33 protein-coding genes, 1 tRNA gene and 1 pseudogene are annotated in these 24,499 nt (G+C 67.1%); 17 read left to right on the top strand and 18 right to left on the bottom strand.

Translation table 11 applies throughout. The annotated features are described in order from the left end of the window. Positions 1-3: 3 nt before the first annotated feature. The 10 genes from AC52GN_RS11505 to AC52GN_RS11460 all read left to right on the top strand — a co-directional run bounded on the left by AC52GN_RS11505 (position 4) and on the right by AC52GN_RS11460 (position 8,111). Positions 4-432, top strand: a complete 429-nt coding sequence (locus AC52GN_RS11505; RefSeq protein WP_496527136.1) for a DUF6950 family protein — start codon at positions 4-6, stop codon at positions 430-432. After that, the gene (locus AC52GN_RS11500) at positions 432-3,953 is read left to right on the top strand and encodes a fibronectin type III domain-containing protein (protein ID WP_496527135.1); all 3,522 of its coding nucleotides are present in this window, start codon (positions 432-434) and stop codon (positions 3,951-3,953) included. Before AC52GN_RS11505 ends, AC52GN_RS11500 begins: the two co-directional genes overlap by 1 nt. Before the next feature lie 3 nt (positions 3,954-3,956). Next, positions 3,957-4,298 (top strand): hypothetical protein, encoded by a 342-nt coding sequence (locus AC52GN_RS11495; protein ID WP_496527134.1) that lies wholly within the window; start codon positions 3,957-3,959, stop codon positions 4,296-4,298. 46 nt (positions 4,299-4,344) lie between these two features. Next, entirely contained in the window at positions 4,345-4,794 is a 450-nt protein-coding gene (locus AC52GN_RS11490; RefSeq protein WP_496527133.1) for a hypothetical protein, read from the top strand. Then, entirely contained in the window at positions 4,791-5,078 is a 288-nt protein-coding gene (locus AC52GN_RS11485) for a hypothetical protein (RefSeq protein ID WP_496527132.1), read from the top strand. The genes AC52GN_RS11490 and AC52GN_RS11485 overlap by 4 nt, the downstream gene beginning before the upstream one ends. A gap of 492 nt (positions 5,079-5,570) precedes the next feature. Next, positions 5,571-6,173, top strand: coding sequence for a glycoside hydrolase family 19 protein (locus tag AC52GN_RS11480; RefSeq protein WP_496527131.1), 603 nt, complete (start codon positions 5,571-5,573; stop codon positions 6,171-6,173). Continuing rightward, positions 6,170-6,451, top strand: coding sequence for a ubiquitination-like system serine protease family protein (locus tag AC52GN_RS11475; protein WP_496527130.1), 282 nt, complete (start codon positions 6,170-6,172; stop codon positions 6,449-6,451). Before AC52GN_RS11480 ends, AC52GN_RS11475 begins: the two co-directional genes overlap by 4 nt. Next, positions 6,445-6,819 carry a hypothetical protein gene (locus AC52GN_RS11470; protein ID WP_496527129.1) on the top strand — a complete coding sequence of 125 codons (375 nt, stop codon included), beginning with the start codon at positions 6,445-6,447 and terminating at the stop codon, positions 6,817-6,819. Before AC52GN_RS11475 ends, AC52GN_RS11470 begins: the two co-directional genes overlap by 7 nt. Before the next feature lie 365 nt (positions 6,820-7,184). After that, positions 7,185-7,730, top strand: a complete 546-nt coding sequence (locus AC52GN_RS11465; protein WP_496527128.1) for a DUF4760 domain-containing protein — start codon at positions 7,185-7,187, stop codon at positions 7,728-7,730. Positions 7,731-7,931: 201 nt separating this feature from the next. After that, on the top strand, positions 7,932-8,111 hold the full coding sequence (locus tag AC52GN_RS11460) for a hypothetical protein (RefSeq protein ID WP_496527127.1): 180 nt from the start codon (positions 7,932-7,934) through the stop codon (positions 8,109-8,111). A 156-nt stretch (positions 8,112-8,267) separates the two neighbouring features. On the opposite strand, the gene AC52GN_RS11455 is transcribed toward AC52GN_RS11460, so the two are convergent. The 9 genes from AC52GN_RS11455 to AC52GN_RS11415 form a co-directional block, all read right to left on the bottom strand. Beyond that, on the bottom strand, positions 8,268-8,561 hold the full coding sequence (locus AC52GN_RS11455; RefSeq protein WP_496527126.1) for a hypothetical protein: 294 nt from the start codon (positions 8,559-8,561) through the stop codon (positions 8,268-8,270). Between the two features lie 115 nt (positions 8,562-8,676). Next, positions 8,677-8,949, bottom strand: coding sequence for a hypothetical protein (locus tag AC52GN_RS11450; RefSeq protein WP_496527125.1), 273 nt, complete (start codon positions 8,947-8,949; stop codon positions 8,677-8,679). 192 nt (positions 8,950-9,141) lie between these two features. Continuing rightward, a complete protein-coding gene (locus AC52GN_RS11445; RefSeq protein ID WP_496527124.1) occupies positions 9,142-9,843 on the bottom strand; it encodes an SOS response-associated peptidase family protein in 702 nt (233 codons plus the stop codon). Between the two features lie 10 nt (positions 9,844-9,853). After that, positions 9,854-10,129: a hypothetical protein gene (locus AC52GN_RS11440; RefSeq protein ID WP_496527123.1), complete on the bottom strand. Its 276-nt coding sequence runs from the start codon at positions 10,127-10,129 to the stop codon at positions 9,854-9,856. A 9-nt stretch (positions 10,130-10,138) separates the two neighbouring features. After that, positions 10,139-10,672 carry a hypothetical protein gene (locus AC52GN_RS11435; RefSeq protein ID WP_496527122.1) on the bottom strand — a complete coding sequence of 178 codons (534 nt, stop codon included), beginning with the start codon at positions 10,670-10,672 and terminating at the stop codon, positions 10,139-10,141. 3 nt (positions 10,673-10,675) lie between these two features. After that, positions 10,676-10,855, bottom strand: coding sequence for a hypothetical protein (locus AC52GN_RS11430; protein WP_496527121.1), 180 nt, complete (start codon positions 10,853-10,855; stop codon positions 10,676-10,678). After that, on the bottom strand, positions 10,852-11,013 hold the full coding sequence (locus tag AC52GN_RS11425; protein WP_496527120.1) for a hypothetical protein: 162 nt from the start codon (positions 11,011-11,013) through the stop codon (positions 10,852-10,854). The genes AC52GN_RS11430 and AC52GN_RS11425 overlap by 4 nt, the downstream gene beginning before the upstream one ends. Before the next feature lie 8 nt (positions 11,014-11,021). Next, on the bottom strand, positions 11,022-12,209 hold the full coding sequence (locus AC52GN_RS11420; protein WP_496527119.1) for a tyrosine-type recombinase/integrase: 1,188 nt from the start codon (positions 12,207-12,209) through the stop codon (positions 11,022-11,024). 187 nt (positions 12,210-12,396) lie between these two features. After that, positions 12,397-12,486 (bottom strand) — tRNA-Ser (locus AC52GN_RS11415). 145 nt (positions 12,487-12,631) lie between these two features. Here AC52GN_RS11415 and msrA point away from each other — a divergent pair. Both msrA and AC52GN_RS11405 read left to right on the top strand, forming a co-directional pair. Next, entirely contained in the window at positions 12,632-13,282 is a 651-nt protein-coding gene (gene msrA, locus AC52GN_RS11410; protein ID WP_496527118.1) for a peptide-methionine (S)-S-oxide reductase MsrA, read from the top strand. Position 13,283: 1 nt separating this feature from the next. Next, a pseudogene (locus AC52GN_RS11405) lies at positions 13,284-13,624 on the top strand (MmcQ/YjbR family DNA-binding protein). Here AC52GN_RS11405 and AC52GN_RS11400 read toward each other — a convergent pair. From AC52GN_RS11400 to flgF, 9 genes are all read right to left on the bottom strand, one after another. Further along, positions 13,621-13,989, bottom strand: coding sequence for a hypothetical protein (locus AC52GN_RS11400; RefSeq protein ID WP_496527117.1), 369 nt, complete (start codon positions 13,987-13,989; stop codon positions 13,621-13,623). The pseudogene AC52GN_RS11405 and the gene AC52GN_RS11400 overlap by 4 nt on opposite strands. 17 nt (positions 13,990-14,006) lie before the next feature. Further along, the gene (locus AC52GN_RS11395) at positions 14,007-15,797 is read right to left on the bottom strand and encodes a DUF885 domain-containing protein (RefSeq protein ID WP_496527116.1); all 1,791 of its coding nucleotides are present in this window, start codon (positions 15,795-15,797) and stop codon (positions 14,007-14,009) included. A 63-nt stretch (positions 15,798-15,860) separates the two neighbouring features. Next, positions 15,861-16,373 (bottom strand): hypothetical protein, encoded by a 513-nt coding sequence (locus AC52GN_RS11390; RefSeq protein WP_496527115.1) that lies wholly within the window; start codon positions 16,371-16,373, stop codon positions 15,861-15,863. Positions 16,374-16,381: 8 nt separating this feature from the next. Continuing rightward, a complete protein-coding gene (locus AC52GN_RS11385) occupies positions 16,382-16,885 on the bottom strand; it encodes a hypothetical protein (protein ID WP_312218449.1) in 504 nt (167 codons plus the stop codon). A 37-nt stretch (positions 16,886-16,922) separates the two neighbouring features. Then, positions 16,923-17,399 (bottom strand): hypothetical protein, encoded by a 477-nt coding sequence (locus AC52GN_RS11380; protein ID WP_496527114.1) that lies wholly within the window; start codon positions 17,397-17,399, stop codon positions 16,923-16,925. A 124-nt stretch (positions 17,400-17,523) separates the two neighbouring features. Further along, complete coding sequence (gene flgH, locus AC52GN_RS11375; protein WP_256968228.1) at positions 17,524-18,249, bottom strand: flagellar basal body L-ring protein FlgH; 726 nt, start codon at positions 18,247-18,249, stop codon at positions 17,524-17,526. Between the two features lie 11 nt (positions 18,250-18,260). Further along, positions 18,261-19,067 carry a flagellar basal body P-ring formation chaperone FlgA gene (flgA, locus tag AC52GN_RS11370; RefSeq protein ID WP_496527113.1) on the bottom strand — a complete coding sequence of 269 codons (807 nt, stop codon included), beginning with the start codon at positions 19,065-19,067 and terminating at the stop codon, positions 18,261-18,263. A gap of 15 nt (positions 19,068-19,082) precedes the next feature. Then, a complete protein-coding gene (flgG, locus tag AC52GN_RS11365; protein WP_496527112.1) occupies positions 19,083-19,871 on the bottom strand; it encodes a flagellar basal-body rod protein FlgG in 789 nt (262 codons plus the stop codon). 14 nt (positions 19,872-19,885) lie between these two features. Next, positions 19,886-20,623, bottom strand: a complete 738-nt coding sequence (flgF, locus tag AC52GN_RS11360; RefSeq protein WP_312218447.1) for a flagellar basal-body rod protein FlgF — start codon at positions 20,621-20,623, stop codon at positions 19,886-19,888. Positions 20,624-20,802: 179 nt separating this feature from the next. Here flgF and AC52GN_RS11355 point away from each other — a divergent pair, with 179 nt between their 5' ends. The 5 genes from AC52GN_RS11355 (at position 20,803) to AC52GN_RS11335 (ending at position 24,435) form a co-directional block, all read left to right on the top strand. Continuing rightward, entirely contained in the window at positions 20,803-21,444 is a 642-nt protein-coding gene (locus AC52GN_RS11355) for a flagellar basal body-associated FliL family protein (protein WP_312218445.1), read from the top strand. A gap of 2 nt (positions 21,445-21,446) precedes the next feature. Next, complete coding sequence (fliM, locus tag AC52GN_RS11350; protein WP_291776873.1) at positions 21,447-22,517, top strand: flagellar motor switch protein FliM; 1,071 nt, start codon at positions 21,447-21,449, stop codon at positions 22,515-22,517. A gap of 1 nt (position 22,518) precedes the next feature. Then, positions 22,519-23,127 (top strand): DUF6468 domain-containing protein, encoded by a 609-nt coding sequence (locus tag AC52GN_RS11345; RefSeq protein ID WP_496527111.1) that lies wholly within the window; start codon positions 22,519-22,521, stop codon positions 23,125-23,127. A 105-nt stretch (positions 23,128-23,232) separates the two neighbouring features. Then, positions 23,233-24,129 (top strand): MotE family protein, encoded by an 897-nt coding sequence (locus AC52GN_RS11340; RefSeq protein ID WP_496527110.1) that lies wholly within the window; start codon positions 23,233-23,235, stop codon positions 24,127-24,129. 66 nt (positions 24,130-24,195) lie between these two features. Beyond that, on the top strand, positions 24,196-24,435 hold the full coding sequence (locus tag AC52GN_RS11335) for a DUF3297 family protein (RefSeq protein ID WP_024354808.1): 240 nt from the start codon (positions 24,196-24,198) through the stop codon (positions 24,433-24,435). The last annotated feature ends 64 nt before the right edge of the window (positions 24,436-24,499 follow it).

Here is a 24,499-nt window from a genome sequence, read left to right as displayed (position 1 = left end):
CTCATGAATATCTGGGATGAAAGGGTGCGGGTCGCCCAGCAATGTGCTGCGCGCTTCATCGGCAAGCCCCTCGACTTCAAGCAATACGACTGCGTGCGCCAGGCTCGCTACGTCATGCACCTGCGCAAACAGTCCACTGGCCTGCTCAAGGGCGTGAAGTGGGGCTCCGAAGCAGGGGCCTATCGCGCCATGCGCAAGTTGGGCTTCGCCTCTCTCATTGAGGGTGTGGATGCGGCCGGGTTGCTGGCGATCCCGTTTTCGATGGCCCGTCCCGCCGATCTGGTGGCGATGCCGGGTGATGACGCCTTCGGATGCAGCATCGGCGTCTACCTCGGGGACGGCCATGTCAGTGGCTACCAGGACGGCGTCGATGTCGGGGTGGCGATTAAGCTCGCCCCCGACTTTGTCCCCCTGAAGGTTTGGATGGTCTGATGGCGAAGGCTGTGAAAGCGGTCGGCACGGCGATCATGATCGTCGGTGCGGTCGTGGCTACCGGAGGCATGGCGCTGGCGATGGGCGCCGGCGTCGGTCTGTTGGGTTCGGCCAGCCTCGCGACCAGTGCTGTCCTGTCGGTGGGGAGCTTCAGCGTCTCGGCCGGAGCCCTGCTTTCGGTCGGCACTCTCGTATCGAGCATCGGCGGCTCTTTGGCCCAGCCGAAGGTCTCGAGCGCGGGCGGCGCGCTTGGGTGGGTCGGTGATCCGAACGGCCCCTTGCACTTCGCCGCGGGACGGATCGCGGTGGGTGGCGACCTGCGGCACAAGGCCGCCTATGGCCCGAACGACCGCATGTATTTCAGCGCGGTCACGGTCGTCTCCGATGCCGGGCCAATCGACGCGTTCGAGAGCTTCACGGCAAACGACATTCCCGTCACCTTTGATGCGAGTGGGAAGGCGGTCACCTCCTACTACGCCAATGTCATGTGGCGCAGGACGCAGTTGGGACAGCAGCCGGAGCCGTCCTATCTTTCGTCACCTGCCGGGCTAGAGAACGGCGCGGCCCTGCCCAATTGGGGGCCGTCTCATAAGCTCTCGGCGAAGGCAGGCTTCATCCTGACCATGGCCGAGAACAGCAAGGGTTCGGCCTACAAAGGGCAGTACGCCAAGCCGCGCTCGGTCATCCGGGGCCTGCGTGTCTATGACTGGCGCCGAGACAGCACAGTGCCGGGGGGCGAGGGTCCCTGTCGGCTCAACGAGCCGTCCACCTGGCCCTACAGCGCAAACCCGATCCTGTGGTCTGTGAAGTGGCTGCTGGGCCTCTGGGAGGGACCGACGGGCAAAGGCACCCCTCAGGTCGACTATCAGGTCGGTGGCATCGGTACTCGCTGGGAGAATATCGACATCGCCGCCTTCACCGAAGCGGCGAACATCGCGGACACGCACGGCTGGACGTGTGCCGCTTGGCCCTCGACCGATGACGACAAAGCCCAGGTGCTGGACGCCTTCCTGCAGGCGGGCGGGGCCTATTACATCGAGCGCGCGGGCAAGGCGTCGTGCATCCACCGTGCGGCTCCGCGCGTCAGCGTAGCGACGATCACGGCGGCCGACACCGCGGGACCGATCGAACTCGACACCAGCGCCAGCTATCTGGATCGCAAGAACACCGGCGTCGCGACCTATTTGTCCGAGGCCGACGGATGGAAGATGACGGCCCTGCCGGAAGTCTCTTCGTCCCAATGGGTGACGGAGGATGGCGGCCGTAAGCGGTCAGTGCCTGTCACCTATAGCTACGTCGATAAGGCTAAGCAGGCGGCCGAACTCATCTGCCTGGGGCTCGCCCATACTCGGGAGGGCATCTCGGGTCGCATCCCGCTCAAATCCTACATGCAAGGGATCGGCCCGGGATCGGCCTTCACGATCACCGAGCCCGAGTTCGTGCTGGACGGGCTGAAGTGTCTCTGCCTGGAGACCAGCTACGACGCGAACACCGGCGTCCACATGGTCACCTTCGTCTCCGAGACGGATGCCAAATACCCCTACGCATTCGGGCAAACGCCTAGTCCGCCTCCGCCGCCTGCCTTGACGCCGGTCGACCCCACGCATGTGTCGCCCCCGCTCCCCGGCGATTGGACGATCACACCGCGTCCGCCCGCGCCGGGAGGCGGCCAACTGCCGGGCTTCGACCTTGGCGGGGGCGTCTCCAACGAGACGGCGACAGCGGTTATCGTTGAACACGGGCCGACAGCGATGGGGCCGTGGAAGCAGGCCTACCAGGGGCCTCCAACGGTCACGACGATCCCGATCGACGGCCTCCAGCCGGGCGCGACCTATTTCGTCGCTATTCGCTATCAGCGCGACCAGAACTACTCGGAACGGTACATCTACGGCCCCTACACGGCGCCGCTGCTGGACCCGTCCCCGACTGCCCCGACCATCGTCGGCCTGCAAGACCAGATCACCACGGCCTTCGGCGACATCTTCGACGTGTCGGAGCTGTTGGCCGATGCGCGAACCGAGCTGGACGCGCAGGGGGCCGAGATCGCTGCGGCGCGCGGAGGGGAAGCCAACCTCAGCGCGCGCATTTCTGGCGTGAATCAGGCGCGTATCGATGGCGATCAGGCCAACGCCCTGGCGATCAGCGGCGTTGAGGCTCGGACGACCAACACCGAAGCCGATATCATCGACCTGGAGAACGCTCTTGCGACCGAAGTGAACGCCAGGGCCGAGGCGATCAACCAGGTCTCGGCGCGCTCGGTGGGTATTCAGAACCTGATCGAGAACGGCAACTTCGCACGCGGTTTGACGGGCTGGTATCAGGACGGCGGCCCTAACTCGGGCGCTTACGTCGATCCGCAGTTCGGGCCGTTCGCCTATGTAGACGACTACATCGCCTCCAAGTCCTATCCCATCGGGGCAGGCGCCCAACTGGCCGTCAGCTGGTCGGGCTTCCAGACGGGCGCGAATGGAAACATCTGGATTCAGGCGCAGCCCTCCGGCGAGGTCGTTGCACGCGCAATGTGCGAGCCGGGGAGCTACTGGAACACGCGCAACCGGTCGACGGTGTCGGCCCCCATGCCGCCCGGCACCTACTCATGGCGCGCTGTGTTCGATCCCGGTACGGGCGAGCTTTACGCCACCAACATCAAGGTCAACGGGGGCGCGGTAGCTACCGACTGGTCTGACGAGGCGACGGCAAAGGATCTGTCCGCGTCGGTGACCGAGCAGTCTCTTGCCATCATTGACCTGGAGAACCAGCAGGCGCTGGCGAGCTTCCGCAAGATCGCGGAGGCTAGCGGTGCTGCTCCGGCGTTTTACGAGTTCGTCTCGTCCACGAGCGGTGGATATGCGGCAATTGCCGCCCCGCTTGTCGCGCTGCTGAACAGCATCCCCGGCGGCGACCCGCTCGTTGCCATGCAGGCGATTGGTGGAGAGGTGTTCTTTCCCCGTCCCGTCTATGTGGACCTCGGGGGTCGCCGTCTTATCGTGGGGCCAGGCAATGGCTGGGTCCTTTGGTTCGGCCCAGACACGATTACCGCACCGTTAGCTACCAGAACGAATGGCTACTTCGCTCTAGGGTCCGATGGGAAGGTCTATTACGGTAGTGCTGAACTGAACGGCTCCGCCCCATCGGGAGCGGTCGTCAAAAGCGGGAACTTCGGGCCAGCGTCAGCCGGGAGCGGGGCCAGCACAATCGCGCAGTTCCAGGTCAACAGCGTCCCGGCGAGGCCGACGATCAACGTCTCGCTGCTCATGGGCCTGCCTTCGGTCTCTGGAGGGACGTGGAGCGGCGACATCCGCCTATACGAGATCAAGGACGCCACCCGGAACCTGCTGGCGAGCCAGGGGCTCACGGTCGACAACGGCGGCGAATACTCGCCCTCGCCGGCGTTTGCGGCGCAGGGCCTTCTGACGGGAACCGTCATCTACGAAGTCGAGATGGTCCGAACCTCTGGGTCCGCCACCGTCACCAGCACCGGCGGCGGTTCCTATGATTTCAACGCCATCACAACGGGGTAAGAAATGACCGAACTGACCGATGCCGAAAAGCTGGCCGCTGCCGAGGCCGCCATGAAAGCGGCCGCCGAAGCGGCAAAGGCAGCGCGCCTTCCTTCCGCCACCGCTGCGGTCGCGCTGCTGGAGAGCGAAGCCGGCGCCGCGTTTCTGGCCGACCTGAAGGTCGCCATATCCCAGAGCGTGGATGACCTGCCTCGCCCGCTGGGCACGCCCGGCGCCGAGGGCACCAAGCAGATGCTCCAACGCATTGTCACGTCGATGGAAAGCGGTCTGTCCGCCGCTCAGGCGCGAGTTCAGGCTCTGCAGCCGACGCCTGCGCCTGAAGCCCCGGCCGAGCCGGAAGCCTGACGAACCCGGTTCATCTCCCCACACAACCCATCGCGTAGGAGCCCGCATGTCCGCAGGCCACCACCTCAACATGCCCCTCGCGTCGTGGGAGGGCGTCGTCACGCTTCTGACAGCCCTGGGGCTGGGCGGGGTGCTGACGGCCTTGGTCAACCGGCCGTCGCGTCGGGCCGTCGATGCTACGGCCTCCAAGGAGCATGCGACCGGAGAGGCCGCCGTCATCACCGCCACGGCTTCGGCCTTTACAGAGGTGACGAGTGGGCTGCGGGAGGAGATCGAACGGCTTCAGCGGGTGGCGGTGACGTTCGAGGCGGACCTCGCCGCTGCGCATGACCGGGCGGTGGCGCTCGACGCCCAGGTCAGGAAACTGACTGCCGATCTGGACCGCGTCCGCCAGGAGCGAGACGCCGCGCTGGAGAAGGCGGAGCAGAAGGAAGGCGAAATCCGCCAGCTCCAACAGGTGATCGCGTCGCTGCGACGCTCGGAGGACATTGAATGACCGACAAGCCCATTCAGCCGCCGGCGACCCGGCTCGAGCGCATCAAGAGCTTCATCGGCGATCTGGCCCGGCCCTTCGCCATCATCGCTACGTCGTTCGCAGCGTCCTGGGCGACGATCGTCATCGCCTATCGGGTCGAGAACGGGAACGACGGCGCGATCTTCATCGGCGGCGTCTTCGCGGGCGTTGGCGCCCTCTACATCGGCAAGGCGTGGGAACTGGCGAAGACCGGTAAGCAGAACGCCGAGGTCGAGATCGCGAAGGCGAAGACCGAAGCCGGTTGACCGCTAGAGAAGGCGCTCATTCCCAGTCAGGCGTTTAAAGAGGCTGTCGAGCGCCGCGAGCAGATATCCACCAAATCCAGTCATATCAAGCCAACAGCCTGCGCCGGATTTGGTTGCGGCTGGCACGGCGGCCGGTCCTAGACCACGCCAGCCGTCCACATGGCGCCCATGATGCAGGCGAGGCTCATCACGCAGAGAGAAGCCTCAAACGGCGAGAGCCGCCAGGCTGAGCGATTGCGGTGTTTTCGTGTGGGCATGACGGCCTCTCGGTTTCGAGGATGATGCGCAGGGCCAACGAAGAAGCGCCGCGTAGAGGCAGCGGCTCGCCGTAAAGGCCGCGCCAAAGCGTGTCTAGCGCCTGATCTGTTTCCCCCAAGGGTTCCATCGAATCACCCCGCCACAGGCCCGGGCGGTCTGTCGTTAACAATTGAGGCCTCGACCGAACAACGGTCGTTTTTGTGCCTCGCTCCTGAAACTGAACTGGAGACAACCATGCTCGACGCACGTCGATTGCAGGGCCGCCTCGGCGTGCCCGCTGACGGCATAACCGGCCCCGGAACCTTGACGGCGCTGTTCGCGCGGATGGGGGCGCAGAAGCCGATTGCGGAGGAGCTGGGCCTCGCGGCCAACGTCCACTTCCGCACCTACGGCATCCTCGATAGCGGCCTGCGCCTGGCGCACTTCATGGGCCAGTGCGCCCACGAGAGCGGCGGCTTCCGTTTCATGGAGGAGATCGCCAGCGGCGCCGCCTATGAGGGGCGCGTAGATCTCGGCAACACCCAGCCGGGCGACGGCCGCCGGTTCAAGGGGCGCGGCCCGATCCAGACTACGGGACGCGATAATTATCGCCGTGACGGCCGCGCCCTTGGGATTGACCTGGAGCGCTACCCGCATCTCCTGTCGATCCCGTCTTTGGGGCTTCTGGCCAGCACGCTCTTCTGGTCGCGCATGGGCCTGAACGCCTATGCCGATCAGGACAACGGCGCGGCCTGTTCCCGCGGCGTGAACCGGGGCAATCCGAAGTCCGCCAAGGCGGCGAACCACGAACCTGAGCGCGCCGCCCTGACCGCCAAGGCCAAGGGGCTGATCCTGTGATCCGCGCTCTCATTGTCGAGGACGTCGATCACCACCACGACACGCCCGGCGCTATCGAAATCCGCTCCTATCCTGACGGTAGCGTCGGCGGGATCGCCTTCATCTGCCCCTGCGGCTGTAAGCGTGAAGGCTATCTGCCGGTTAAGCCTGATGATCCCGGCCCCCGCTGGGATTGGAACGGCGACCCGGAGCGGCCGACCCTGACGCCTTCGGTCCTATTCCGAGGCGGGTGCGAGTGGCACGGCTTCTTGACGGTCGGGGAGTGGCGGCAATGCTAAACTTCCGTGCATTGACCGCCACCGGCTGGCTCGCCGTCGCCTGCCTGGCGCTCGCCCTGATCCTGCTGGCCATGTGCGCCGCCAATGGCCGCCAGAGGGCCGCTGACAAGCTTCGACAGGCAGAGGCGGGCAAGACCTTGGCCGATGGACGCACGGCCGCTGCGCAGGACGCCAGCGCCATCCGGGACCGGGCCGACGCCCGAGACCAGTCCACCGCTTCCATCGTCACCCAGGCCGAAAAGGAAATCCGCCATGCGCCTGACCGCAATGCTGCCGCTGATGCTGCTCGCCGCAGGGTGTGCCAGCTCTCCGATTACCGTGATGCACAGTGCGCCGTGTTCCGCGCTGATCCCGGCCGGGTGGACTGAGCCTGTCCCGTCCGCCGCCCTTCCGCAGGAGCCCTCTGACGAGCGGGACTGGATGGCGTTCGGGGTGGCGCAGACCGGCGCCCTCAGGACGGCCAATGGGCGAACGGCGGATGTGATCGGGATCGTGCGGGCCTGCGAGGCGCGGGACGCGCAGGCCGTGGAACGAATAGGGCGGCCGTGGTGGAGATTGCGATAACGCGAATCAACGGGCATTAAAAAAGCCCCGGACATTTTGCCCGGGGCTCGGATTATTTTAGCTCCGCGTCGTTTTCACCATCCGGTGTCGATTTCGCGAAAGATCTTGGTCTTGGTGCTGAAAATCCGAGCCATTGCGTGGTCCTCCTTGGATAACGAAAACGAACGTAGTGACGAAAAGATGCCTTGGCTATAATTTGTTGCCGCAGCATGCGGTCCTAATTGGCGCAGCCTTGGCAACAGCGGGTTGGCTTTACACTGCCAGACGGCAACGTACGCTAGCCCGTAAGCAACACACCCTGAACGTCATTCTTCAAGCGCGAAACAGCAAGGAATTTGCTGAAGCGCAGGCAACCGTACGTCCAGACATCCTAGGAAAGTGTTGTCCCGATATCGCTAACGGAAACCATGAGCATAAAGATCACTACCGGCTCGTGCTGAACCATTATGAGCTGGTAGCTATGGGCATCCGGAACGGTGATTTCGATGAAAGGATGGTCAAGGATATCCAGAGAGGAACCCTGCTAGCTGTTTGGGAAGCGTGCGAGACGAACATCTTCAAGATGCGAGACGCCAGGCGTCGACGCACCACGTACGAGCATTTCGAATGGCTTTACAAAAGGTGGGAGACCAAACGCCCAGGATGGGGGCAGCGATTCATTGAATGGATAAGAGGCGCCCCATTCGGTGGCCGCCGTGTCGATCCGCATGAGTAAGGGGCACCATCTGGCTCCGCTATCGAGGCCCGCTCTCTTCGGAGGGCGGGCCTTTTCAGTTTATGCGTTGACGCTTTGCTTGGCGACGGTTGCCGCTCCGTGCGCCAGCAGACTTCCTCCGATCAGAAGGGGAGAATCGTCGCCTGACAGCGGCGGGAGACAAACGAAACGAGCGGCCTTTGTGCCGTTCCGCAGGAACAGATGAATCTCGACGTGGTCGCCGGCGGCAGCCAGCGCCTCCGCGATGCTTTTGGCGGCATCTTCAGCGGCTCGACCGCGCGCAAACAGTTGGGGTTCGACCTCGTCCACACGGACGGCCCAGGCATCGCCAAAGGGTTCTACAACGACGGTGCGCATCGAAGCATCTCCAGTGAAGATTGAAGGCGAGGGCTATTTGGAGAGCGCCGGCGGAGCGTCAAGTGGGAACGAAGAAGTGCGGCGCGAGTTGGCTCACTGCAGCCCGTCCCATCCTCTGGGGCTGCCTCTGTTGAACCGCCGAGCCCCTCGCCGGATGCCCCAAGCGCCGGCGAGGGGTTTTCAGTTCTGCAGGACGCCGCGCTCGATCAGGCCGAGGACGACGGGGTCCTGAAGGGAGGCGTCGACCTCGCGCGCGAAAGCGCGGTGCGCTTCGGCCTCATCCATGATTAGGCGTTTGCTGCCGTCTCGATGCGACGACAGCCGAAAGGAAATTTCGCGCTGCTGTTTGGCCAGGCGCTCTATCCGAACGAGTTTCACCCCGGCCTGATCGCGCAGGGTGGCGCGTGAACTGACGACCATGTTCGACCTCCTGAACGAGCCGATAAAGCTCGGGAGGCTGCGGACGGTTCCCACGCATGGAACTCTTCAGCGCTGGGCTGGTTGGCACACAGCGTCGCGCTTGCTGGCCCCGTGCGGCGCTCCGGGGAGACGAGCGCCCTCCGCTGTTATCCTGGCGGCGGAGCGGCGCTCAACCGCTAGGCAGGAGGTCTCGATAGGGTTCGCCTCGATCGCCTGCCTCGGCTCTGGTCAGCACCTTGGTTTCCTGCTGCGATCCGACGTGGATGACGATGTCCCGATGGCGCAGGCCATCGTGTAGGGCCGTGCATTTGGCCCGCACGGCAGACAACACATTGACCCAGTGGTCAGTCTCGACCGTGATCAGGCCCGGCAGAAGGTTGGGGTCATCGCCAGCCGCTGCGGCCATAGCGTCGAGGGTGTCGTTCAGTTGGTCGGGCGTCATGGCGCCGCGTGTAGCTGAGTCGCCCTGTCACGGCCTAGCGTCGGCGCCGCAGCAGGCGCGCCGCCTCTTCCTTCCACAGCGCACGAAAGCGCAGGACGATTGACGCGGGCAGGCTGGCCGCCGCGCGGGATCGGCGGTGTAGCTCCTTAGCCTCGCCCTCGAAGCGGGTCGCTTTGTCCTGAGCGCTCTCGTTCACTGAATCACCAGAGCGCCATCCGGCAGCGCACGTTGCAGCTCCCTGGCGATCTCCCATGGCGCGTTCATCCACGCTTCGATCTCTTCCGGCTCCGTCAGGATCGCCGGCATGGCCTTGGGGTGGACCGACTTCACCGGCTCGCTGGGTTCGGTGGTCAGGAAGGCGAACAGGTCGCAGGTCTCTTGGCCGTCCTTGATCTTCCGCACGCAGGTCCAGTCCATGACGTGGATGCCGGCGAAGAAGGCGAGCGGTTCAGGATCGTCGCCCGCCAGCCTGAACCATACGGGACGATACCTGCCTTCGGCGTCGCGGCCGGGCTCGCTGAAGGCCGTGAAGGGGACGAGGCAGCGGTTTTCAGGCTTGAGCCATGGGCGCCAGTGAGCCGAGCTGGTGTTGCGCACGTTCGTCGTGCCGCTGTCGGGTTCCATCTCCAGCAGCTTGGGGAAGTCCACCTCCTTGTTCTTGGCGCGTAGCTTGTCGGCCCGCTTGGTGGCGGCGTCCATCAGCGCCTTGCGTGACGAGGGCATTCCCCAGCGGGCGGCAGTCAGGATGCGGTCGTTGCCCTCCCAGCGCACGATGGGAGCCGCGTAGTCGGGGTAGATGTCGCGCGGCTCCATATTGCCTACGTCGGATCGCATGGCCTTGGCGGCGTCCATGATGGCCTGTGGGCCAGAACGCTGGCGGTAGAGGTTGCACATGGGCGGCTCCCTAGAACATCTCGACCTTAAGGCCGCGACCTTCAGGCGGGTAGGTCCAGAAACACATACGCCCCTGACAGTGCCGGCGGCGGCAGCGCGCGGTCTGGCCCCAAAGCACGAAGTCCTCGCCGAGCGCCCTGCGCACGACGGCCAGGTCGACGGTCATCTCCAGATTACAATGCAGGCAGCAGGCGACGACGGGCCAGCCCTGGCGCTGAAGGTCGCCGACCTTGGCGGCGCGGCCCATCCACTGAGCGCGCGTCCAGTTGTTGTAGCGGGGGTTCATGCCCATGGATCATTCGCCGCGCTTCGCCGCCAGACGAGACCTGGGCCAGTAGTCGGCGCAGTGATGGCCGCCGTAGCTGAACAGGCTGACCACCTCTTGCGGCATCCCCGCTTCTTTAAGGCGGACGTGGTCGACGTCGCGCAACAGGTAGGCCACGTCGTCCAGGCGCAGGCCGCCCTCGGGCAACCAAGCGATCAGGCGGCGCATTCTCAGCACGTCTGAGGTGTCGCGGTGACTTGAACGGAAGCCGTCGGCGTTCGGATCATTCGCCATCGACACCGACAGGCGGCGCGAGCCGCAGTTGTCGCAGCGCAGGGCGCAAGCCCACTCGCACGCGTCGCGCGTCAGCCAGTCGGGAAACTGCCTGATCAGGTCCAAACCGGTGAAGCGCCCCTCACGGCGGCAGACACAGCACAGGACTTGAAGCTGTGAGCCCCGATCCGGCACCTCGATCAGGGGAAAGTGGTGCAGGCCGATCGGGAAATCGTCGTCCGGCGTCGCCCCGATGCCGCGCCAGAAGGGGGTGTCTTCTTCCTGAGACATGGCTCAATGCGCCGTCGCGCCCCGCGTCGTGCAGGCCGAGCGGAGCCGGGCCAAAGCCCCTGGGGCTTTCGTCTCGATCTCGCGCAGAATGCACCCGGCGCCAGCTCGGCCGTCCGCCGTGGTCAGGTCCAGCCCGGTCAGCTGCAGCATCAGGGTGGCGAGTTCCTTGTCTCGGTCACTCACTGAGGCCGCCCCACAAGCCGCATGCCCGCCACCAGGCCGGCGATCAGATCGACCGTCGGAGCTGGGATGTTCGCGCGCTCGCGCTGTTCAAGCTCGCGGTCCAGTTCCTCCAGATCGCGGGCGAAGGCCTCGTCTGGGCCAAGGGGCTTCGTTTCCATCTTCGTCCTCATGCGCGCTTCTGGAAGGGGGTGACGGTGCCGGCCTTGCCGGAGCAGTAGTCGCTCCAGGCGTCCATGAGCGCGCGGCGCTTCTCCATGGCCTGGCCGCGGCGATAGGCCCGGCGCACCGCCGACCCGACGGTATGGGCGAGGGCTTCTTCACTGATCTCGTCTGCGAAGCTCGTGCAGTCGACAGCCCAGTCTTTGAAGGCCGAGCGAAAGCCGTGCGGCGTGGCGTCCGTGACGCCCATTTTCCGCATAGCCATCGCCAGCGCCATGTCGGAGAGCGGCCCTTTGAGGCCGGGGAAAATCAGACCGCTTCGGTGGCCTCTATCTACGCGAGCAAGAACGCTCAGCGCGGCTTCAGACAGTGGAACGCGGTGTTCGGCACCGGCCTTCATGCGGGCGGCGGGAACAATCCACACGTCGCCGTCGATCTCTTCCCAAACAGCGCCGCGCACCTCGCCAGAGCGGGCCGCGGTGAAGATGAGGAAGGCCAGGGCAAACGCCGAGACGCTCTTCCGGGTGCCCAGTAGTTCTATGAAGGCGGGGACGTCTTGATAGGGCATGGCCGCATGATGCCCGCCGCCGCGCTTGGTCGCCGGTAGCAGCTTGTCGAGGTGCCCCTTCCACCGGGCGGGGTTGTCGCCTGTTCGCAAGCCCTTGGCTGTTGCTGCATCAAGAATACGTTCAATGCGATTGCGCACGCGCCGAGCTGTCTCCGGCCTCGAAGTCCAGACTTTCCGCAGGTCGCGGAGGACCATCTCGGTATCCACGTCCGTGACCGATGAACGCCACACCGTCGGGGCGTGCTGTTTGAGCGACGCCTCCCATTGAGGTCGCTGCTTGGCGGATCGCCACGTCGGCTCAAGATCATCCATCAGATCCGACGCCACACGCGCGAAGGGCGTGCGCTCCACAGCCGCGCGTTCCTCTCGCCTCGTCTCGATGGGGTCGATGCCGTCGCGAAGAAGGCGTCGCGCGTCATCAGCACGATGCCGGGCCTCCTTGAGGTCTACGTCGATAAGAGAGCCCAGGCCCATCTCACGGCGCCGTCCACGGAATTTGAAGATCAGCACCCAAAACCGTCCGCCAGCCTGATCGACGCGCACATAGAGACCGCGCCCGTCGAGGTGCAGCCCTGGCTCGCGGATCGCCTTGAGCGTGACGTTGGTGAGAAGGTTGTAGGAAGCCATATCCTCTCCGAGAACGGAACCAGAACATAGCATCACGACGGGAGCGGTCGCCTCCCTAACTCTCTCCCTACCCGAAGAGCGCAACTGCCCGTGGACGCTGACGGACACCAGCGGACGAAAATGCCCGTGGCGCAAGGGTTTCAGCGGGTTGGATATGGATAGCTGCGGACGCCGATGGACAGGGATGTGGCGGACAGAGAGGGATTCGAACCCTCGATAGAGTTGCCCCTATACACGCGTTCCAGGCGTGCGCCTTCAACCACTCGGCCACCTGTCCATTCCACCTGGGCCCGGATGCATCCGGGGCGGAACCGTCGGGAGCGGACCGACGGGAGGGGCTGATTAGAGCATGACGTCCCCATGGGCAAGCGCCCTTGAAGCCTCCATATAGACGAAGACGCTGTTTTCGCGGAGTTCGCGCCATGTTGTTGAAGAAGACCGATGAACTGCCCACGCCTGAGACGGCTCTGCCGGGTCGGGCCGAGGCGTTGCCGACCGATGAGACCCACTTCGTCCTGGGTCATGCGCTGAAGGGGCCGCATCCGGCGGGGATGGAGACGGCCGTGTTCGGCATGGGCTGTTTCTGGGGCGTGGAGCGGGTGTTCTGGCAGCTGCCGGGCGTGTGGACGACGTCGGCCGGCTATGCGGGCGGGACCACGCCCAATCCGACCTATGAGGAGGTCTGCTCGGGCCGCACCGGCCATGCGGAGGTGGTGCAGGTGGTGTTCGATCCGACCAGGATCACCTACGGCGACCTGCTCAAGGCGTTCTGGGAGAACCATGACCCGACGCAGGGGATGCGCCAGGGCAATGATCTGGGCACCCAGTATCGCTCGGCGATCTATACGCTGAATGATGCGCAGCAGGCGGAAGCCGAGGCTTCGCGCGACGCCTATCAGGCGGCGCTGAGCGCGGCGGGGCGAGGCGTGATCACGACCGAGATCGAACCGGCCGGGCCCTACTACTTCGCCGAGGACTATCATCAGGGCTATCTGGCCAAGAACCCGGCGGGCTATTGCGGCATCGGCGGGACGGGCGTGGTCTGCCCGATCGGCCTGGGCGTCGGGGCCTAGGATGGATCGCGCGGGCGTCGGCGAGGTCTGCCTGGCCTTGCCGGCGGCGACGATGGATCACCCGTTCGGGCCGGGCCATGACGCCTATAAGGTCGGGGGCAAGATGTTCGCCCTGATCGGGGCCGAAGGCGGGCTGTCGTTCAAGGTCTCCGATATCGCCTATGAAGTGCTGACCGAGGAGGGGCGGGCCGCGCCGGCCCCTATCTGGCGCGGGCGAAATGGGTGCATCTGGCCGATCCGGGCGACTGGCCGGACGACGAGCTGGCCGATCATCTGAAATCGGCCCACGCCCTGATCGCCGCCAAGCTGACGAAGAAGGCGCGGGCCGAACTGGGGCTTTAGGCGGCGGCGTTCCGCGACCGGAACCACAGGTAGAGAATCCCCAGGGGCGCGATGAAGATCGAGAAGCCCCACAGGAAGAGGTTCACGATCAGCTTCAGGAACATCAGGATGAAGGCGTTCATGAAGAAGACGGTCTCGCCCATCATCACCCGCTTGATCTCGTCCCAGACCAGTTTGGAGAAGGGGAACAGCAGGGCGCCGACGCCGAAGACGGCCAGGGTGGCGGCGCGGTCATGCAGGGGCTGGGCGCCGCCCGCCGACAGCGTCATCCAGACCATCAGCGCCATGAAGGCGGCGCTGAGCACATAGGCGCGGATCAGATAGCGCGGCTGCACAGAGCCGAAGATGCGCTTGATGAAATGCATGTCTGAGGGACGCTTTTTTACTGGGCCTTGGTTTTCTGTTCGGCGATCCAGCGGTCCATGCGGGCGTCCAGCAGGGCCAGGGGCAGGGCGCCGTCGACCAGCAGGGCGTCGTGGAAGGTCCGCACGTCGAAACGGTCGCCCAGTTCGCGCTCGGCCTTCTGGCGGATATCGCGCAGGCGGATTTCGCCGATCTTATAGGCCGTGGCCTGGCCGGGATCGCCGATGTAGCGCTGCAGTTCGGTCTCGATGTTGTGCGCGGACAGGGCCGAGTTGTCGCGGAAGCAGGCGCGGGCCTGTTCCTCGCTCCAACCCAGCCAGTGCAGGCCGGTGTCGGCCACCAGACGACAGGCGCGCCACATCTCATAGCTGAGGCGGCCGAACCGCTCATAGGGCGTGCGATAGATGCCCATTTCCTCGCCCAGGAACTCGGAATAGAGGCCCCAGCCTTCGCTGAAGGCCGTGACCGAGGCGCGGCGGCGGTAATAGGGCTGGTCGGCGGCTTCCTGCTGCAGGGCTATCTGCAGGTGGTGGCCCGGAACGGCCTCGTGCACCGTGAGGGCGGGCAGTTCATACAGGGGCCGCTGGTCCAGCTTGCCGGTGTTGACGATGTAGCCGCCGGCCACGCCCGTCGCCATCGAGCCGGAGTTGTAGCGGCCGGTGGTGTAGGTCTCCTCCATCTCGATCGGCACCGGACGCACGCCATAGGGCAGGCGCGGCAGGGTGGCGAACAGGGACGGCAGGCGGTCGTCCGAGCGCTTGGCGATCTCGGACGCCTTCTCCAGCAGTTCTTCGCGCGACTGGGCGTAGAATTGCGGGTCGGTGCGCAGGAAGGTCAGGAAGCCGGCGAAGTCGCCGGTCCAGCCGGCGGCGCGCATCTCCGTCTCCATGCGGGCGCGGATGCGGGCGACTTCTTCAACGCCGATCTGATGCACCTGATCGGGCGTCAGGTCGGTGGTGGTGTGGCTGCGGACGAGGAAGGCGTACAGGTCGCGGCCGCCGGGGCGGTGGACCAGACCCGGCTCCTGCGGGGCCTTGGGCGCGTATTCGTCGCGTAGCAGGTCGCGCCAGGCGGTGCGGCGGGCGGTGATCGGTCCCTCGACCAGGGCGCGGGCGCGGTCGCGGAACTGTTCCTGCTGGGCGGCGGGGATGGTGGCGGGCAGGGCGTTGAACGGGCGCAGCAGGACATCGCCCGCTTCGCCCGGCGTCAGGTCGCGCTCGGCCTGGGCCAGGGCGCTGTCGACGACCGAACGGGCCTGGATCAGGCCGGTCTCCAACCCGCGCCGGGTGTTGGCGATCCCGGCGTCGTAATAGGCGGGCGCCGCCTCCAGCCGGGCCAGCCAGGCCTCGGCGTCGGCCGCCGTGGCGATGCGCGTGGCGGGGGCCAGATAGGCCAGCAGCTGGCCGGGGCCGCCTTCGGAGTCGAAGGCCAGACGCGACGGGTCCAGTTCGATCCGCTCCAGCTCGCGGCCGATCAGATAGCCGACGAAGGCGTGATTCAGGCGGTGGGCTTCGTCCAGAGAGGCCGGGTTGATGGCCTCCAGCCGCGCTGTCAGGGCGTTCAGCGGGGCGCGGCGGGCCAGTTCGCCCGCGCGGCTGGCGTCGGGCAGACGCGACAGGGCGGCGCGGTCGCCGTCCATGCCCGAACCGATAGGATCGTTCTGGCGCAGATACGCCTCATAATCGACCAGCAGGGCGTCCAGCGCGGCGGCGGGCGAAGGGCTTTGAACGACGGCGGCCTGGGTCGGCAGGGCGGCGGCGCCTGCAAGGCTCGACAGGCCGATCCCGGCGGCGAGAAGAAGATGACGCATGAACTAAAGCCCTCCCAAGAACTGGCGGGGAGGGGAGCGGACGTCGCCGCTGCGGTCAAGCCTTCAGCGACATAACTCCAGGAAACGCGCCGCACGGCCTTCCGAACCGGGCTGGGCGGCCATCATCGCGCGCTGATCGCCGTCCCACACCGCCAGCCAGCCGAGGCGGTAAAACCGCTGGAAGACGGGATCGGAGGCGGGAGCGGAGGCGATCAGGTGGACGCCGTCGTGCACGTCGGCCGCTTCGACGCGTGCGGCGTAGGTTTCGGTATCGCCGCCCGATTCCAGGGTGATGGAGCGGCGGGCGGGCGCCGGGTCCGCAGCCAGGGACAGGCCGATCTTGCCCGAACCGGGCGCGCACATGAGGCTGAGCGGCACGTCGTCCGACTGGGCCAGGCCATAGGACAGGCGCGGCTCGTCCAGGTCTTCGTTCAGGAACCAGTCGTAGCCCGCGACGGGCACGGGCGCGCCGTTGGCCTTCAGCGGGGCGACGCTGGGCGCGCAGGCTCCCAAGGCGGCGGAAAGGGCGGCCATGAGGGTGAAGGCGGCGGCGGTCGGCCAGCGGGTAGGGCGCATCCTCGTCCTTATCCGGTGCACAGTTCGGCGAAGCGGCGCAGCTTGGACAGATTCGCCCGGTCGATCTCGACGGCCTTGGTCTGGTCGCCGAGGGACAGGGTCAGCCGTCCGGACGCCAGGAAGGCGGCGAAAACGGGATGGTCGGCGCGCAGGGTCGCCTCCAGCCGCCCGCGTCGAGCACGGGCCTCCACCTCGGCCGAGGCGGCGCCGGAGCGGATAACGGCGAAGCCGTCGGCGCCCGGCGCGTCATGGAAGGCCAGTCGCACGACGCTAGAGCCCGGCGCGCATTCCAGCGTGGTGCGCAGGCGCGGCGTGTCGGGAATCTCATTGGCCAGGACCAGAGGGCCGTCGCCGCTGTAGAGGGTCCAGGTCCAGCCTTCCGACGCGCGCGTCGATCGTGCGGGCGTCGCGGCCTGCGGACGTTCGGCGGGCGGTTGCGCGCCGTTCTGAGGGGCCGCCTGGACGACCAGGGCGAGCGCCATGGCCTGGGCGAGGCCGAGCAGTGAGGTCATGTTTCAGCCCCCGCTGAGGAAAACGGGGGGACTGTGGTCAGGCATGTCCCGAAGCGCAATAGCTAAGAAACCCCTGCACCATGCGCCGCTCGGCGCGGGTGGCGGTCAACTGGCGGTCGCCGGCCTCGGTCTGGACGGTCATCCGGCCGCCTCGCGCCAGGCCGGTCAGGGCCGCGTCGCCGATCGGCAGGCGCGCCTCGAAGGCTTCGCCGTTCGACAGCGGATCGATGAGCTGCGGCCCGTGTGAAGCCAGAATCAGGCCCGCGCTGCGCGGCTGGACGTCGCCATAGACCACGGCGGCGCCGTCGCCAGGCGCGCAGGTCAGCATCAGGGCCAACTGGTCTGAATCCGGCAGGCCATAGGCCAGTTTGGCCATCGGCCCCTCGTGCAGCATGTGCCAGCCGGCGGCGGCCTCGCCGCCGTGGCGGGGCGAGGAGGGAACATAGGTCGCCGCGTGGGCCGCAACGGCGGCCAGGCCCACGGCGGCCAGGATGGGAAAGGCGGTTTTACGCATGACAAGCTCACTCGCGTTCGACAGAACAAACGCGGGTCGCTTGTTAAGAGTTCACGGCTCCGCTGGGCCGCGCGCGATTCAGTGATGCGGTGCGGCCGGAATCACACGTTTCGGTGAACGCAGGTCAGAACGGGCTGAACCGCTCGACCAGGGACTGGGCGGCGGGCGTCGCCTGCATCCGACTGATGTCGCCGCGCCCGCCGTAGCTGATGCGCGCTTCGGCGATCTGGCTGTGGCGAATGGTGTTGGCGCTGGAGATGTCCTCGGGCCGGACGATGCCGGCCACGGTCAGCTCGCGCACCTCGCGGTTGGTGCGCACTTCTTGCCGACCCTGGATGACCAGGTTGCCGTTGGGCATGACGGCGGTGACGACGGCGGCGACCGTCAGGTTCACCCGCTCGGAGCGGTTGACGCTGCCCGAACCGTTGGCGTTCACGGCCCCTTCCGTGCCGATCATGTTTGCGGCGTCGAAGCCGCCGGGGAAGGCGCGGCCCAGGCTGTTCTCCAGGCCGAAGAAGTTGGTCACCCCGCCCGAGGCGCTGTTGGTGCGGTTGCGCTGGGTGGTGTTCTGGGTCTGGGCGCGGTCGTTGATGTCGATGGAGACGGTCAGGATGTCGCCGACGCGCCGCGCCCGCTGATCGCCGAAGAAGCTGCGCGCGCCGGTGCGCCACAGGCTGTTGGCGCTGGCCGAGGTCGGTTCGGGCAGATAGGCCTGCTCGACCGGGACCAGGGCGGCCGGATAGCCGATGGGCGCCAGCTCCGGCCCCTTCACCGCCTCGATGGCGGTGGAGCAGGCGGCCAGGCTGAGGGCGGACAACGACAGGGCGGCGACGGTGATGGGGCGCATGATGGAACTCTCGCTCAACGGGCGGCGAACTGTTGCGGGTTGCGGCGGGCGATCTGGGCGGCGGGACCGGCGACGGCCCGGCCGGGGGCGACCGCCACGGCGTCGATGGTGCGGTTGGACTGGACGTTCAGGATCGGCACGGCCTCGCCGGCCGAGGCGTTGCGGGTCGCCTTGCCGGTGACGGTCAGCTCGACGCCGTCGTTGATGTAGGCGACCTCGACCATGTCGTTGCGGGCGATCACCTGGGGCGAGGCCAGGTCGCGCGGACCGACGGGCGTTCCGGCGCGCAGGGCGCGTTTGGCCTCGAGGCCGATCACCGCCTCGGCGTCCTGCGGCGCGCCGGCGGGGGCCAGGTGCGACTGGACCGAAGCCCAGATCACGTCCTCGGGCTGGATCACGTCCCCGGCCGCCAGACTGCGGGCGTAGGTCAGAACCTCGACATTGACGCCTGCGCGGGCCGACACAGGGGCTGGCGCGCCGACGCTGGCGGCGGCGGGACGGGCCGAGGCCTCCGCCGCCAAAGCCTCGCTGGGAAGCGCCCCGCCTTCGCGCACCACGATGCGGCGCAGACCGTTGGGGTTGCTCCATTGCAGTCCGGCCCGGCGGGCGGCGATCTGCACCTGCGAGGCCTCCAGAACGGCCGTGGCGCCGACGCGACGGCCGACCACCACGCCTGAGGCGGCGCCGGCCTCGTCGAACAGCTCGCCCAGGGTGATGCGGCCGTCGTCGTCGACCGGATCGAACCGAAGGCTGACCGGGCCCGCGACCGCCGGGGCGGCGAAGGCGGTCAAGGCTGCGGCGAGGATCAGGGCGCGCGTCATGGCTCAGCCTTCCCCTTAGTTCTTCAACTGGGTCGAGACGGACAGCATTTCGTCGGCGGTGGTGATGACCTTGGAGTTCATCTCATAGGCGCGCTGGGCCACGATCAGGGCGGTGATCTCGCTGACCGCGTCCACGTTCGACGCCTCGGTATAGTGTTGCAGCAGGGTGCCGTAGCCGACCTCGCCCGGCGCTCCGACCGTGGCCGGGCCCGAGGCCGCCGTCTCCAGCAGCAGATTGTCGCCGATGGCTTCCAGGCCCGCCTCGTTGAAGAAGGTCGCCAGTTCCAGCTGGCCTACGACCTGGGGTTCGGGCTGGCCTTCGGTGGTCACCTGAACCTGGCCGGACTTGGAGATGGAGATGTCCAGGGCGTCCTGGGGAATGGCGATGGCCGGCTCGACCGCATAGCCGTCGTCGGTCACCAGCTGCCCTTCGCCGTTGACGGTGAAGTTGCCCGCGCGGGTATAGGCCAGCTCGCCCGAGGGCAGGGTGATCTGGAAGTAGCCCTTGCCCTGGATGGCGATGTCGTAGGTGTTGCCGGTGCGGTTCGGGCTGCCCTGTTCGGTGATGCGATAGACGCTGCCCGCCTTCACGCCCGAGCCGATCTGGATGCCGGTCGGCACCACGGTGCCCTGCGTCGAGGACTGGGCCCCCATGCGCTCGACGTTCTGATACAGCAGGTCCTGAAACTCGGCCCGCTGACGCTTGAAGCCGACCGTGTTCATGTTGGCGATGTTGTTGGAGATGACCTCCACGTTCAGCTGCTGGGCGGCCATGCCGGTGGCGGCGGTGCGAAGCGCGCGCATGTCTCAGCTCTCCCTTACGAAACCCGGCCCAGCCGCTCGACGGAGCGGCGTGACAGGTCGTTGGCGTTCTCGATCATCTTGGTCACGCGCTCATAGGCGCGGCTGATCTCGATGAGGTTGGTGATTTCCACGAGGGTGTTGACGTTCGAGCCTTCCAGCATCCCCTGGCGGACCTGGGCGTCGGTCGCGTCCATCGGCTGGGCGTTGGAGGCGTTGCGATACAGGCCCTCGCCGGACTTCTGCAGCACTGACAGGGCGTCGAAACGCACCACGGTCAGGCGGCCGACGGGCTGGCCTTCCTGGCTGATCGTGCCGTCGTGGGCGACGCTGGCGGGGCCGCGCTGCGGGTCCAGCACGATTTCGGCGCCGTCGGCCAGGACGGGCAGGCCCTGCTTGGTCGTCAGACGGCCTTCGGGATCGGTCACGAAGGCGCCGTCGCGGGTATAGGCGGGGCCGGTCGGGGTCTGCACCGTGAAGAAGGCGCCTTCGCCCTCGATGGCGAAGTCCAGGTCGCGGCCGGTCTGCTTCAGCGAGCCCTGGCCGAAGTCGCGGCCCACCCCCTTGTCCAGCACGAAGCTGGCCGAGGGGCGGATGGCGTCGTTGCGGGCGCGCTGGCCGATCTCGGTCCCGACCATCAGCTGCTCGACCTTGAAGCCGGTGGTGTCGGCGTTGGCGACGTTGTTGGCCACGATGTCCAGTTCGCGGCGAAGCGTCATCTGGCGCGACAGTCCGATATAGGCGGCGTTTTCCACGAGGCGGCTCCTTTCGCCGCTGTGCGACGCAACGACCGTGCCAACAGGGTTAACGCCCGTGGAATGGGGCTTTGAGCGGTTTTCGACGGTTCGGCGCCCGGCAGGATTTGCCGATCGTAAACGCCTCGTTAACCAAAATCGGCCCACACCCGGCATGTGAGGATCGGGGCGGCTTACGCATGCTGAAACTGAAGCTGGGCAAGAAGAAGAGCGAGGCGCCGGCCGGCGACGACGCGAACCTGCCTGCCGTGAGCGACGGCGCCGAAGGGGCAGGCGGCGATGACGGCGCGCCCGCCAGGAAGAAGATCCCGCTGCTGTTCATCATCATCCCGGCGGCCCTGGTGGTGCTGGGCGGCGGCGGCGCGACCGCCTTCCTGATGATGAAGCCCAAGCCCGCCGAGGCGGCCGGCGGCCACGCGGCCCCTGCCAAGGAAGAGAAGAAGGGCGGGCACGGGGACGGCGGCAAGGAAGGCGAGGCGGCCACCGGGGCGGGCAAGGTGGCGGCCGGACCCGACGGCGTGACCTTCTACACCCTGCCCGACATGATCGTGAACATTCAGTCGGTCGACGGTCGCCCGACCTATCTGAAGCTGCGCCTGACGCTGGAGATGAAGGACGCCGCCGTCGCCTCGCACCTGCAGGCCGAGGCCCCGCGGATGCAGGACATGTTCCAGGGTTTCCTGCGCGAACTGCGCCCTGAGGATCTGGCCGGCTCGGCCGGGTCCTATCAGCTGCGCGCCGAAATCCTGCGCCGGGTCAACCTGATCGCCGCGCCGGGCAAGGTCGACGCCGTGCTGATCGAAGAGATGCTGGTGCAGTAGGGATGACGGACACCCTGGCTCCCGACAACGAACTGGACCCCTTCGGCGGCGAAGCGGACCTGGGCGCCGATCCGGGCGCGACCCTGTCCGAACGGGTGCTGAACCAGGACGAGATCGACAGCCTGCTGGGCTTCGACATGGGCGGCGGCGACGACGCCGAGCGCAGCGGCATCCGCGCCATCATCAACTCGGCCCTGGTCTCCTACGAGCGCCTGCCGATGCTCGAGATCGTCTTCGACCGCCTGGTGCGGCTGATGACGACCAGCCTTCGCAACTTCACCTCCGACAACGTCGAGGTCAGCCTCGACACCATCAGCTCCATCCGCTTCGGCGACTATCTGAACTCCATCCCGCTTCCGGCCATCCTGGCGGTGTTCCGGGCCGAGGAGCTGGACAACTACGGCCTGCTGACGGTCGATTCCAACCTGATCTATTCGATCGTCGACGTCCTGCTGGGCGGGCGTCGCGGGACGGCGGCCCTGCGTATCGAAGGGCGGCCCTACACCACCATCGAGCGGGCGTTGGTGCAGCGGATGGTCGAGGTCATCCTGAACGACGCGCGCCAGGCGTTCGAGCCCCTGACCCCCGTCCACTTCAACCTGGACCGGCTGGAGACCAATCCGCGCTTCGCCGCCATCGCGCGTCCGGCCAACGCCGCCATTCTGGTCAAGCTGCGCATCGACATGGAAGATCGCGGCGGCCGCGTCGAACTGCTGCTGCCCTATTCGACGCTGGAGCCCATCCGCAAGATGCTGCTGCAGCAGTTCATGGGCGAGAAGTTCGGCCGCGACAACATCTGGGAAGGCCACCTGGCCACCGAGCTCTGGACCACCGAGACCGAGGTGCGCTGCGTGCTGGACGAGCAGCAGATGCCCCTGTCCAAGGTGCTGGATCTGAAGGTCGGCGACACCCTGATGCTGAACGTGAGCCCTGAGTCCGAGGTGTCGGTGCGCGCGGGCTCCATCCCACTGACGACCGGCCGCATGGGCCGCAAGGGTCAGCACATCGCCGTCCGCGTCGAGGGACCCATCAGCACCGACGCCGCCGCCCGCATCGCCAGAGGGAACAGCTGACATGACCGGCATCATCCTCGACTCCATTCTCATGCTGCTGCTGGTCGCCGCCATCGGCTACGGCATCAAGCTGGAGCGCAAGCTCAAGACCCTGCGCGAGGGCCAGCTGGCCTTCGCCGCCGCCGTGACCGAGCTGAACAGCGCCGCCGGCCGCGCCGAACAGGCCCTGGCCACCCTGCGCGCCTCGGGCCAGGAGACGGACCTGCTGCACGACCGCATCATCAAGGCCCGCGCCGTGAAGCAGGAGCTGGAAGTGCTGATCGCCCGCGCCCCGGCCCGCCCGGCCGACAGCCGCATCGAGACGCGCGAGGACGAACGCCGCGCCGCCGCCCGCGCGCCGGTCGAGATGGAGTCGGTTGTCGAGGCTGAACCCGTCCGCACCTCTTCGGTCGCGCCCTTGCTGGACGACGAGGCCCGCGCGCGCCGCATGGCCTCGCTGATGGAGCGCATCGAAGGCGCGCGCGCGGTCATGAAGGCGCCGTCGCCGAAGCCCGCGCCTGTCGCCGAGCGCGCCTCGCCGGTGATGCAGGCCCTGGCCGCTAACCATGCTGCGCAACAGAGCCTAAACCGCGCCCGCCGTAGTCTGGACGACGACCTTTTCGCTGCTTGATGCCTTTAAGCGCCCTATGTCCGACACGCGGTGTCGGACGACGTGAGGGGCGAAGTTTTTCCTACCCGGCGTGTTTGGCGCCGAACCGTTCGCTGAGTTTGACCGATGAGCAAGCTGCCTCGCCTTCTGCCCCTGATCGCCGTCGCCATCGGCGGCGTCGTGGCCGTGCGCGCCGCGGGCGTGGCGCCGGACCTGTTCCAGGGGGCGACCGCCTGGGCTCAGGAGGCGGTCGCCGGGGAAGGCGAGGGGGCCAAGGCCGAGGCCAGGCCCGCCCCCGCCGTCTGCGCTCTGACGCCCGAACAACTGGCTCAGCAGGCGGGCATTTCTCCGGCTGAACTGCGGATCATCCAATCCCTGTCCAAGCGCCGCGACCAGCTGGACGCGCGCGACGCCGATTTCGCCACCACCCTGCCGCTGATGGTGGCCGCCGAGCAGAAGCTGGACGCCAAGCTGCAGGCGCTGGAGGCCCTCAAGGGCGAGATCAGCGCCCTGGTCGGCCAGGTCGACGAGAAGGAAAAGGCCGAGGCCGATCGTCTGGTCGCCGTCTATTCCGCCATGCGGCCCAAGGAGGCGGCGGCCGTCTTCGCCACTCTGGACGACAGCGTGCGCCTGCCCGTCGCCTCGGCCATGCGCCCGCGCACCCTGGCCGCCATCATGGCCCAGATGCAGCCCGCCGCCGCGCGCGAACTGACCGAAAAGCTGGCCAAACGCTTCCAGGCCCAGCAGTACGCCGCCCGCGCCGCCGCCGTGGCCGCGCCGACCGAGGCTGCGCCCGCTCCGACGCCTGCCGCCCAGCCTGCCTCTCAGCCCGCCGCCGCCCCTGCGCCCGCGCCGACTCGCGCTGCGCAGCAGACCGCGCCGCGTCGCACCCCGACGCCCGCCGCCGCTCGCCCGGCGGCGCAACCCGCGGCCAAGGCGCCGGCGCCCGTCGAGACCGGTCCGCGCCCCTATGCGGCGGTCGCCGCCGACGCCCCGGCCGCCGCGCGCCAGTCGGTGCAATAGGCGACGGTTGTCGCACAGGCCTTGCGCGGCTATTCAGCCCGCTTCGATTTTTCGCGAGACCTCTCCATGTCCGACGCCCTGCCTGACCGCCTTTCGGTCGATCCCGACAGCCCCTTCCACGACGCCGAACTCTTGGCGCGCGGCGTAGGCATCCGCTTCAAGGGCGAGGAAAAGACCAACGTCGAGGAATACTGCGTCTCGGAAGGCTGGGTGCGTCTGGCCGTCGGCAATCGCGTCGACCGTCGCGGCAAGGCCCTGACCGTCAAGCTGCAAGGCCCGGTCGAGCCCTTCATCAAGGGCGAGTGATTTCCGTCCTGGCGGCGAAGCTGAGACTTTCGGTCGCAGGCTTCGCCCGCTAGGGTCCGCGCCT

It is taken from the genome of Brevundimonas sp. SS2672 (assembly GCF_059579685.1).
This window is presented reverse-complemented; position numbering and strand designations above follow the sequence as displayed.

Excerpts from the sequence above, each read along its gene's own strand:
- AC52GN_RS11440 (WP_496527123.1), bottom strand. The coding sequence starts at position 10,129 with ATGAACCCCCGCTACAACAACTGGACGCGCGCTCAGTGGATGGGCCGC.
- AC52GN_RS11485 (WP_496527132.1), top strand. The coding sequence starts at position 4,791 with ATGACCGACAAGCCCATTCAGCCGCCGGCGACCCGGCTCGAGCGCATC.
- AC52GN_RS11505 (WP_496527136.1), top strand. The coding sequence starts at position 4 with ATGAATATCTGGGATGAAAGGGTGCGGGTCGCCCAGCAATGTGCTGCG.
- AC52GN_RS11500 (WP_496527135.1), top strand. The coding sequence starts at position 432 with ATGGCGAAGGCTGTGAAAGCGGTCGGCACGGCGATCATGATCGTCGGT.
- AC52GN_RS11420 (WP_496527119.1), bottom strand. The coding sequence starts at position 12,209 with ATGGCTTCCTACAACCTTCTCACCAACGTCACGCTCAAGGCGATCCGC.
- AC52GN_RS11450 (WP_496527125.1), bottom strand. The coding sequence starts at position 8,949 with ATGACGCCCGACCAACTGAACGACACCCTCGACGCTATGGCCGCAGCG.
- AC52GN_RS11390 (WP_496527115.1), bottom strand. The coding sequence starts at position 16,373 with ATGCGCCCTACCCGCTGGCCGACCGCCGCCGCCTTCACCCTCATGGCC.
- AC52GN_RS11425 (WP_496527120.1), bottom strand. The coding sequence starts at position 11,013 with ATGGAAACGAAGCCCCTTGGCCCAGACGAGGCCTTCGCCCGCGATCTG.
- AC52GN_RS11460 (WP_496527127.1), top strand. The coding sequence starts at position 7,932 with ATGAATCTCGACGTGGTCGCCGGCGGCAGCCAGCGCCTCCGCGATGCT.
- AC52GN_RS11340 (WP_496527110.1), top strand. The coding sequence starts at position 23,233 with ATGAGCAAGCTGCCTCGCCTTCTGCCCCTGATCGCCGTCGCCATCGGC.
- AC52GN_RS11495 (WP_496527134.1), top strand. The coding sequence starts at position 3,957 with ATGACCGAACTGACCGATGCCGAAAAGCTGGCCGCTGCCGAGGCCGCC.
- AC52GN_RS11385 (WP_312218449.1), bottom strand. The coding sequence starts at position 16,885 with ATGACCTCACTGCTCGGCCTCGCCCAGGCCATGGCGCTCGCCCTGGTC.
- AC52GN_RS11395 (WP_496527116.1), bottom strand. The coding sequence starts at position 15,797 with ATGCGTCATCTTCTTCTCGCCGCCGGGATCGGCCTGTCGAGCCTTGCA.
- msrA (WP_496527118.1), top strand. The coding sequence starts at position 12,632 with ATGTTGTTGAAGAAGACCGATGAACTGCCCACGCCTGAGACGGCTCTG.
- AC52GN_RS11380 (WP_496527114.1), bottom strand. The coding sequence starts at position 17,399 with ATGCGTAAAACCGCCTTTCCCATCCTGGCCGCCGTGGGCCTGGCCGCC.
- AC52GN_RS11400 (WP_496527117.1), bottom strand. The coding sequence starts at position 13,989 with ATGCATTTCATCAAGCGCATCTTCGGCTCTGTGCAGCCGCGCTATCTG.
- fliM (WP_291776873.1), top strand. The coding sequence starts at position 21,447 with ATGACGGACACCCTGGCTCCCGACAACGAACTGGACCCCTTCGGCGGC.
- AC52GN_RS11435 (WP_496527122.1), bottom strand. The coding sequence starts at position 10,672 with ATGTCTCAGGAAGAAGACACCCCCTTCTGGCGCGGCATCGGGGCGACG.
- AC52GN_RS11345 (WP_496527111.1), top strand. The coding sequence starts at position 22,519 with ATGACCGGCATCATCCTCGACTCCATTCTCATGCTGCTGCTGGTCGCC.
- flgG (WP_496527112.1), bottom strand. The coding sequence starts at position 19,871 with ATGCGCGCGCTTCGCACCGCCGCCACCGGCATGGCCGCCCAGCAGCTG.
- AC52GN_RS11355 (WP_312218445.1), top strand. The coding sequence starts at position 20,803 with ATGCTGAAACTGAAGCTGGGCAAGAAGAAGAGCGAGGCGCCGGCCGGC.
- flgA (WP_496527113.1), bottom strand. The coding sequence starts at position 19,067 with ATGACGCGCGCCCTGATCCTCGCCGCAGCCTTGACCGCCTTCGCCGCC.
- AC52GN_RS11335 (WP_024354808.1), top strand. The coding sequence starts at position 24,196 with ATGTCCGACGCCCTGCCTGACCGCCTTTCGGTCGATCCCGACAGCCCC.
- AC52GN_RS11470 (WP_496527129.1), top strand. The coding sequence starts at position 6,445 with ATGCTAAACTTCCGTGCATTGACCGCCACCGGCTGGCTCGCCGTCGCC.
- AC52GN_RS11490 (WP_496527133.1), top strand. The coding sequence starts at position 4,345 with ATGTCCGCAGGCCACCACCTCAACATGCCCCTCGCGTCGTGGGAGGGC.
- AC52GN_RS11480 (WP_496527131.1), top strand. The coding sequence starts at position 5,571 with ATGCTCGACGCACGTCGATTGCAGGGCCGCCTCGGCGTGCCCGCTGAC.
- AC52GN_RS11445 (WP_496527124.1), bottom strand. The coding sequence starts at position 9,843 with ATGTGCAACCTCTACCGCCAGCGTTCTGGCCCACAGGCCATCATGGAC.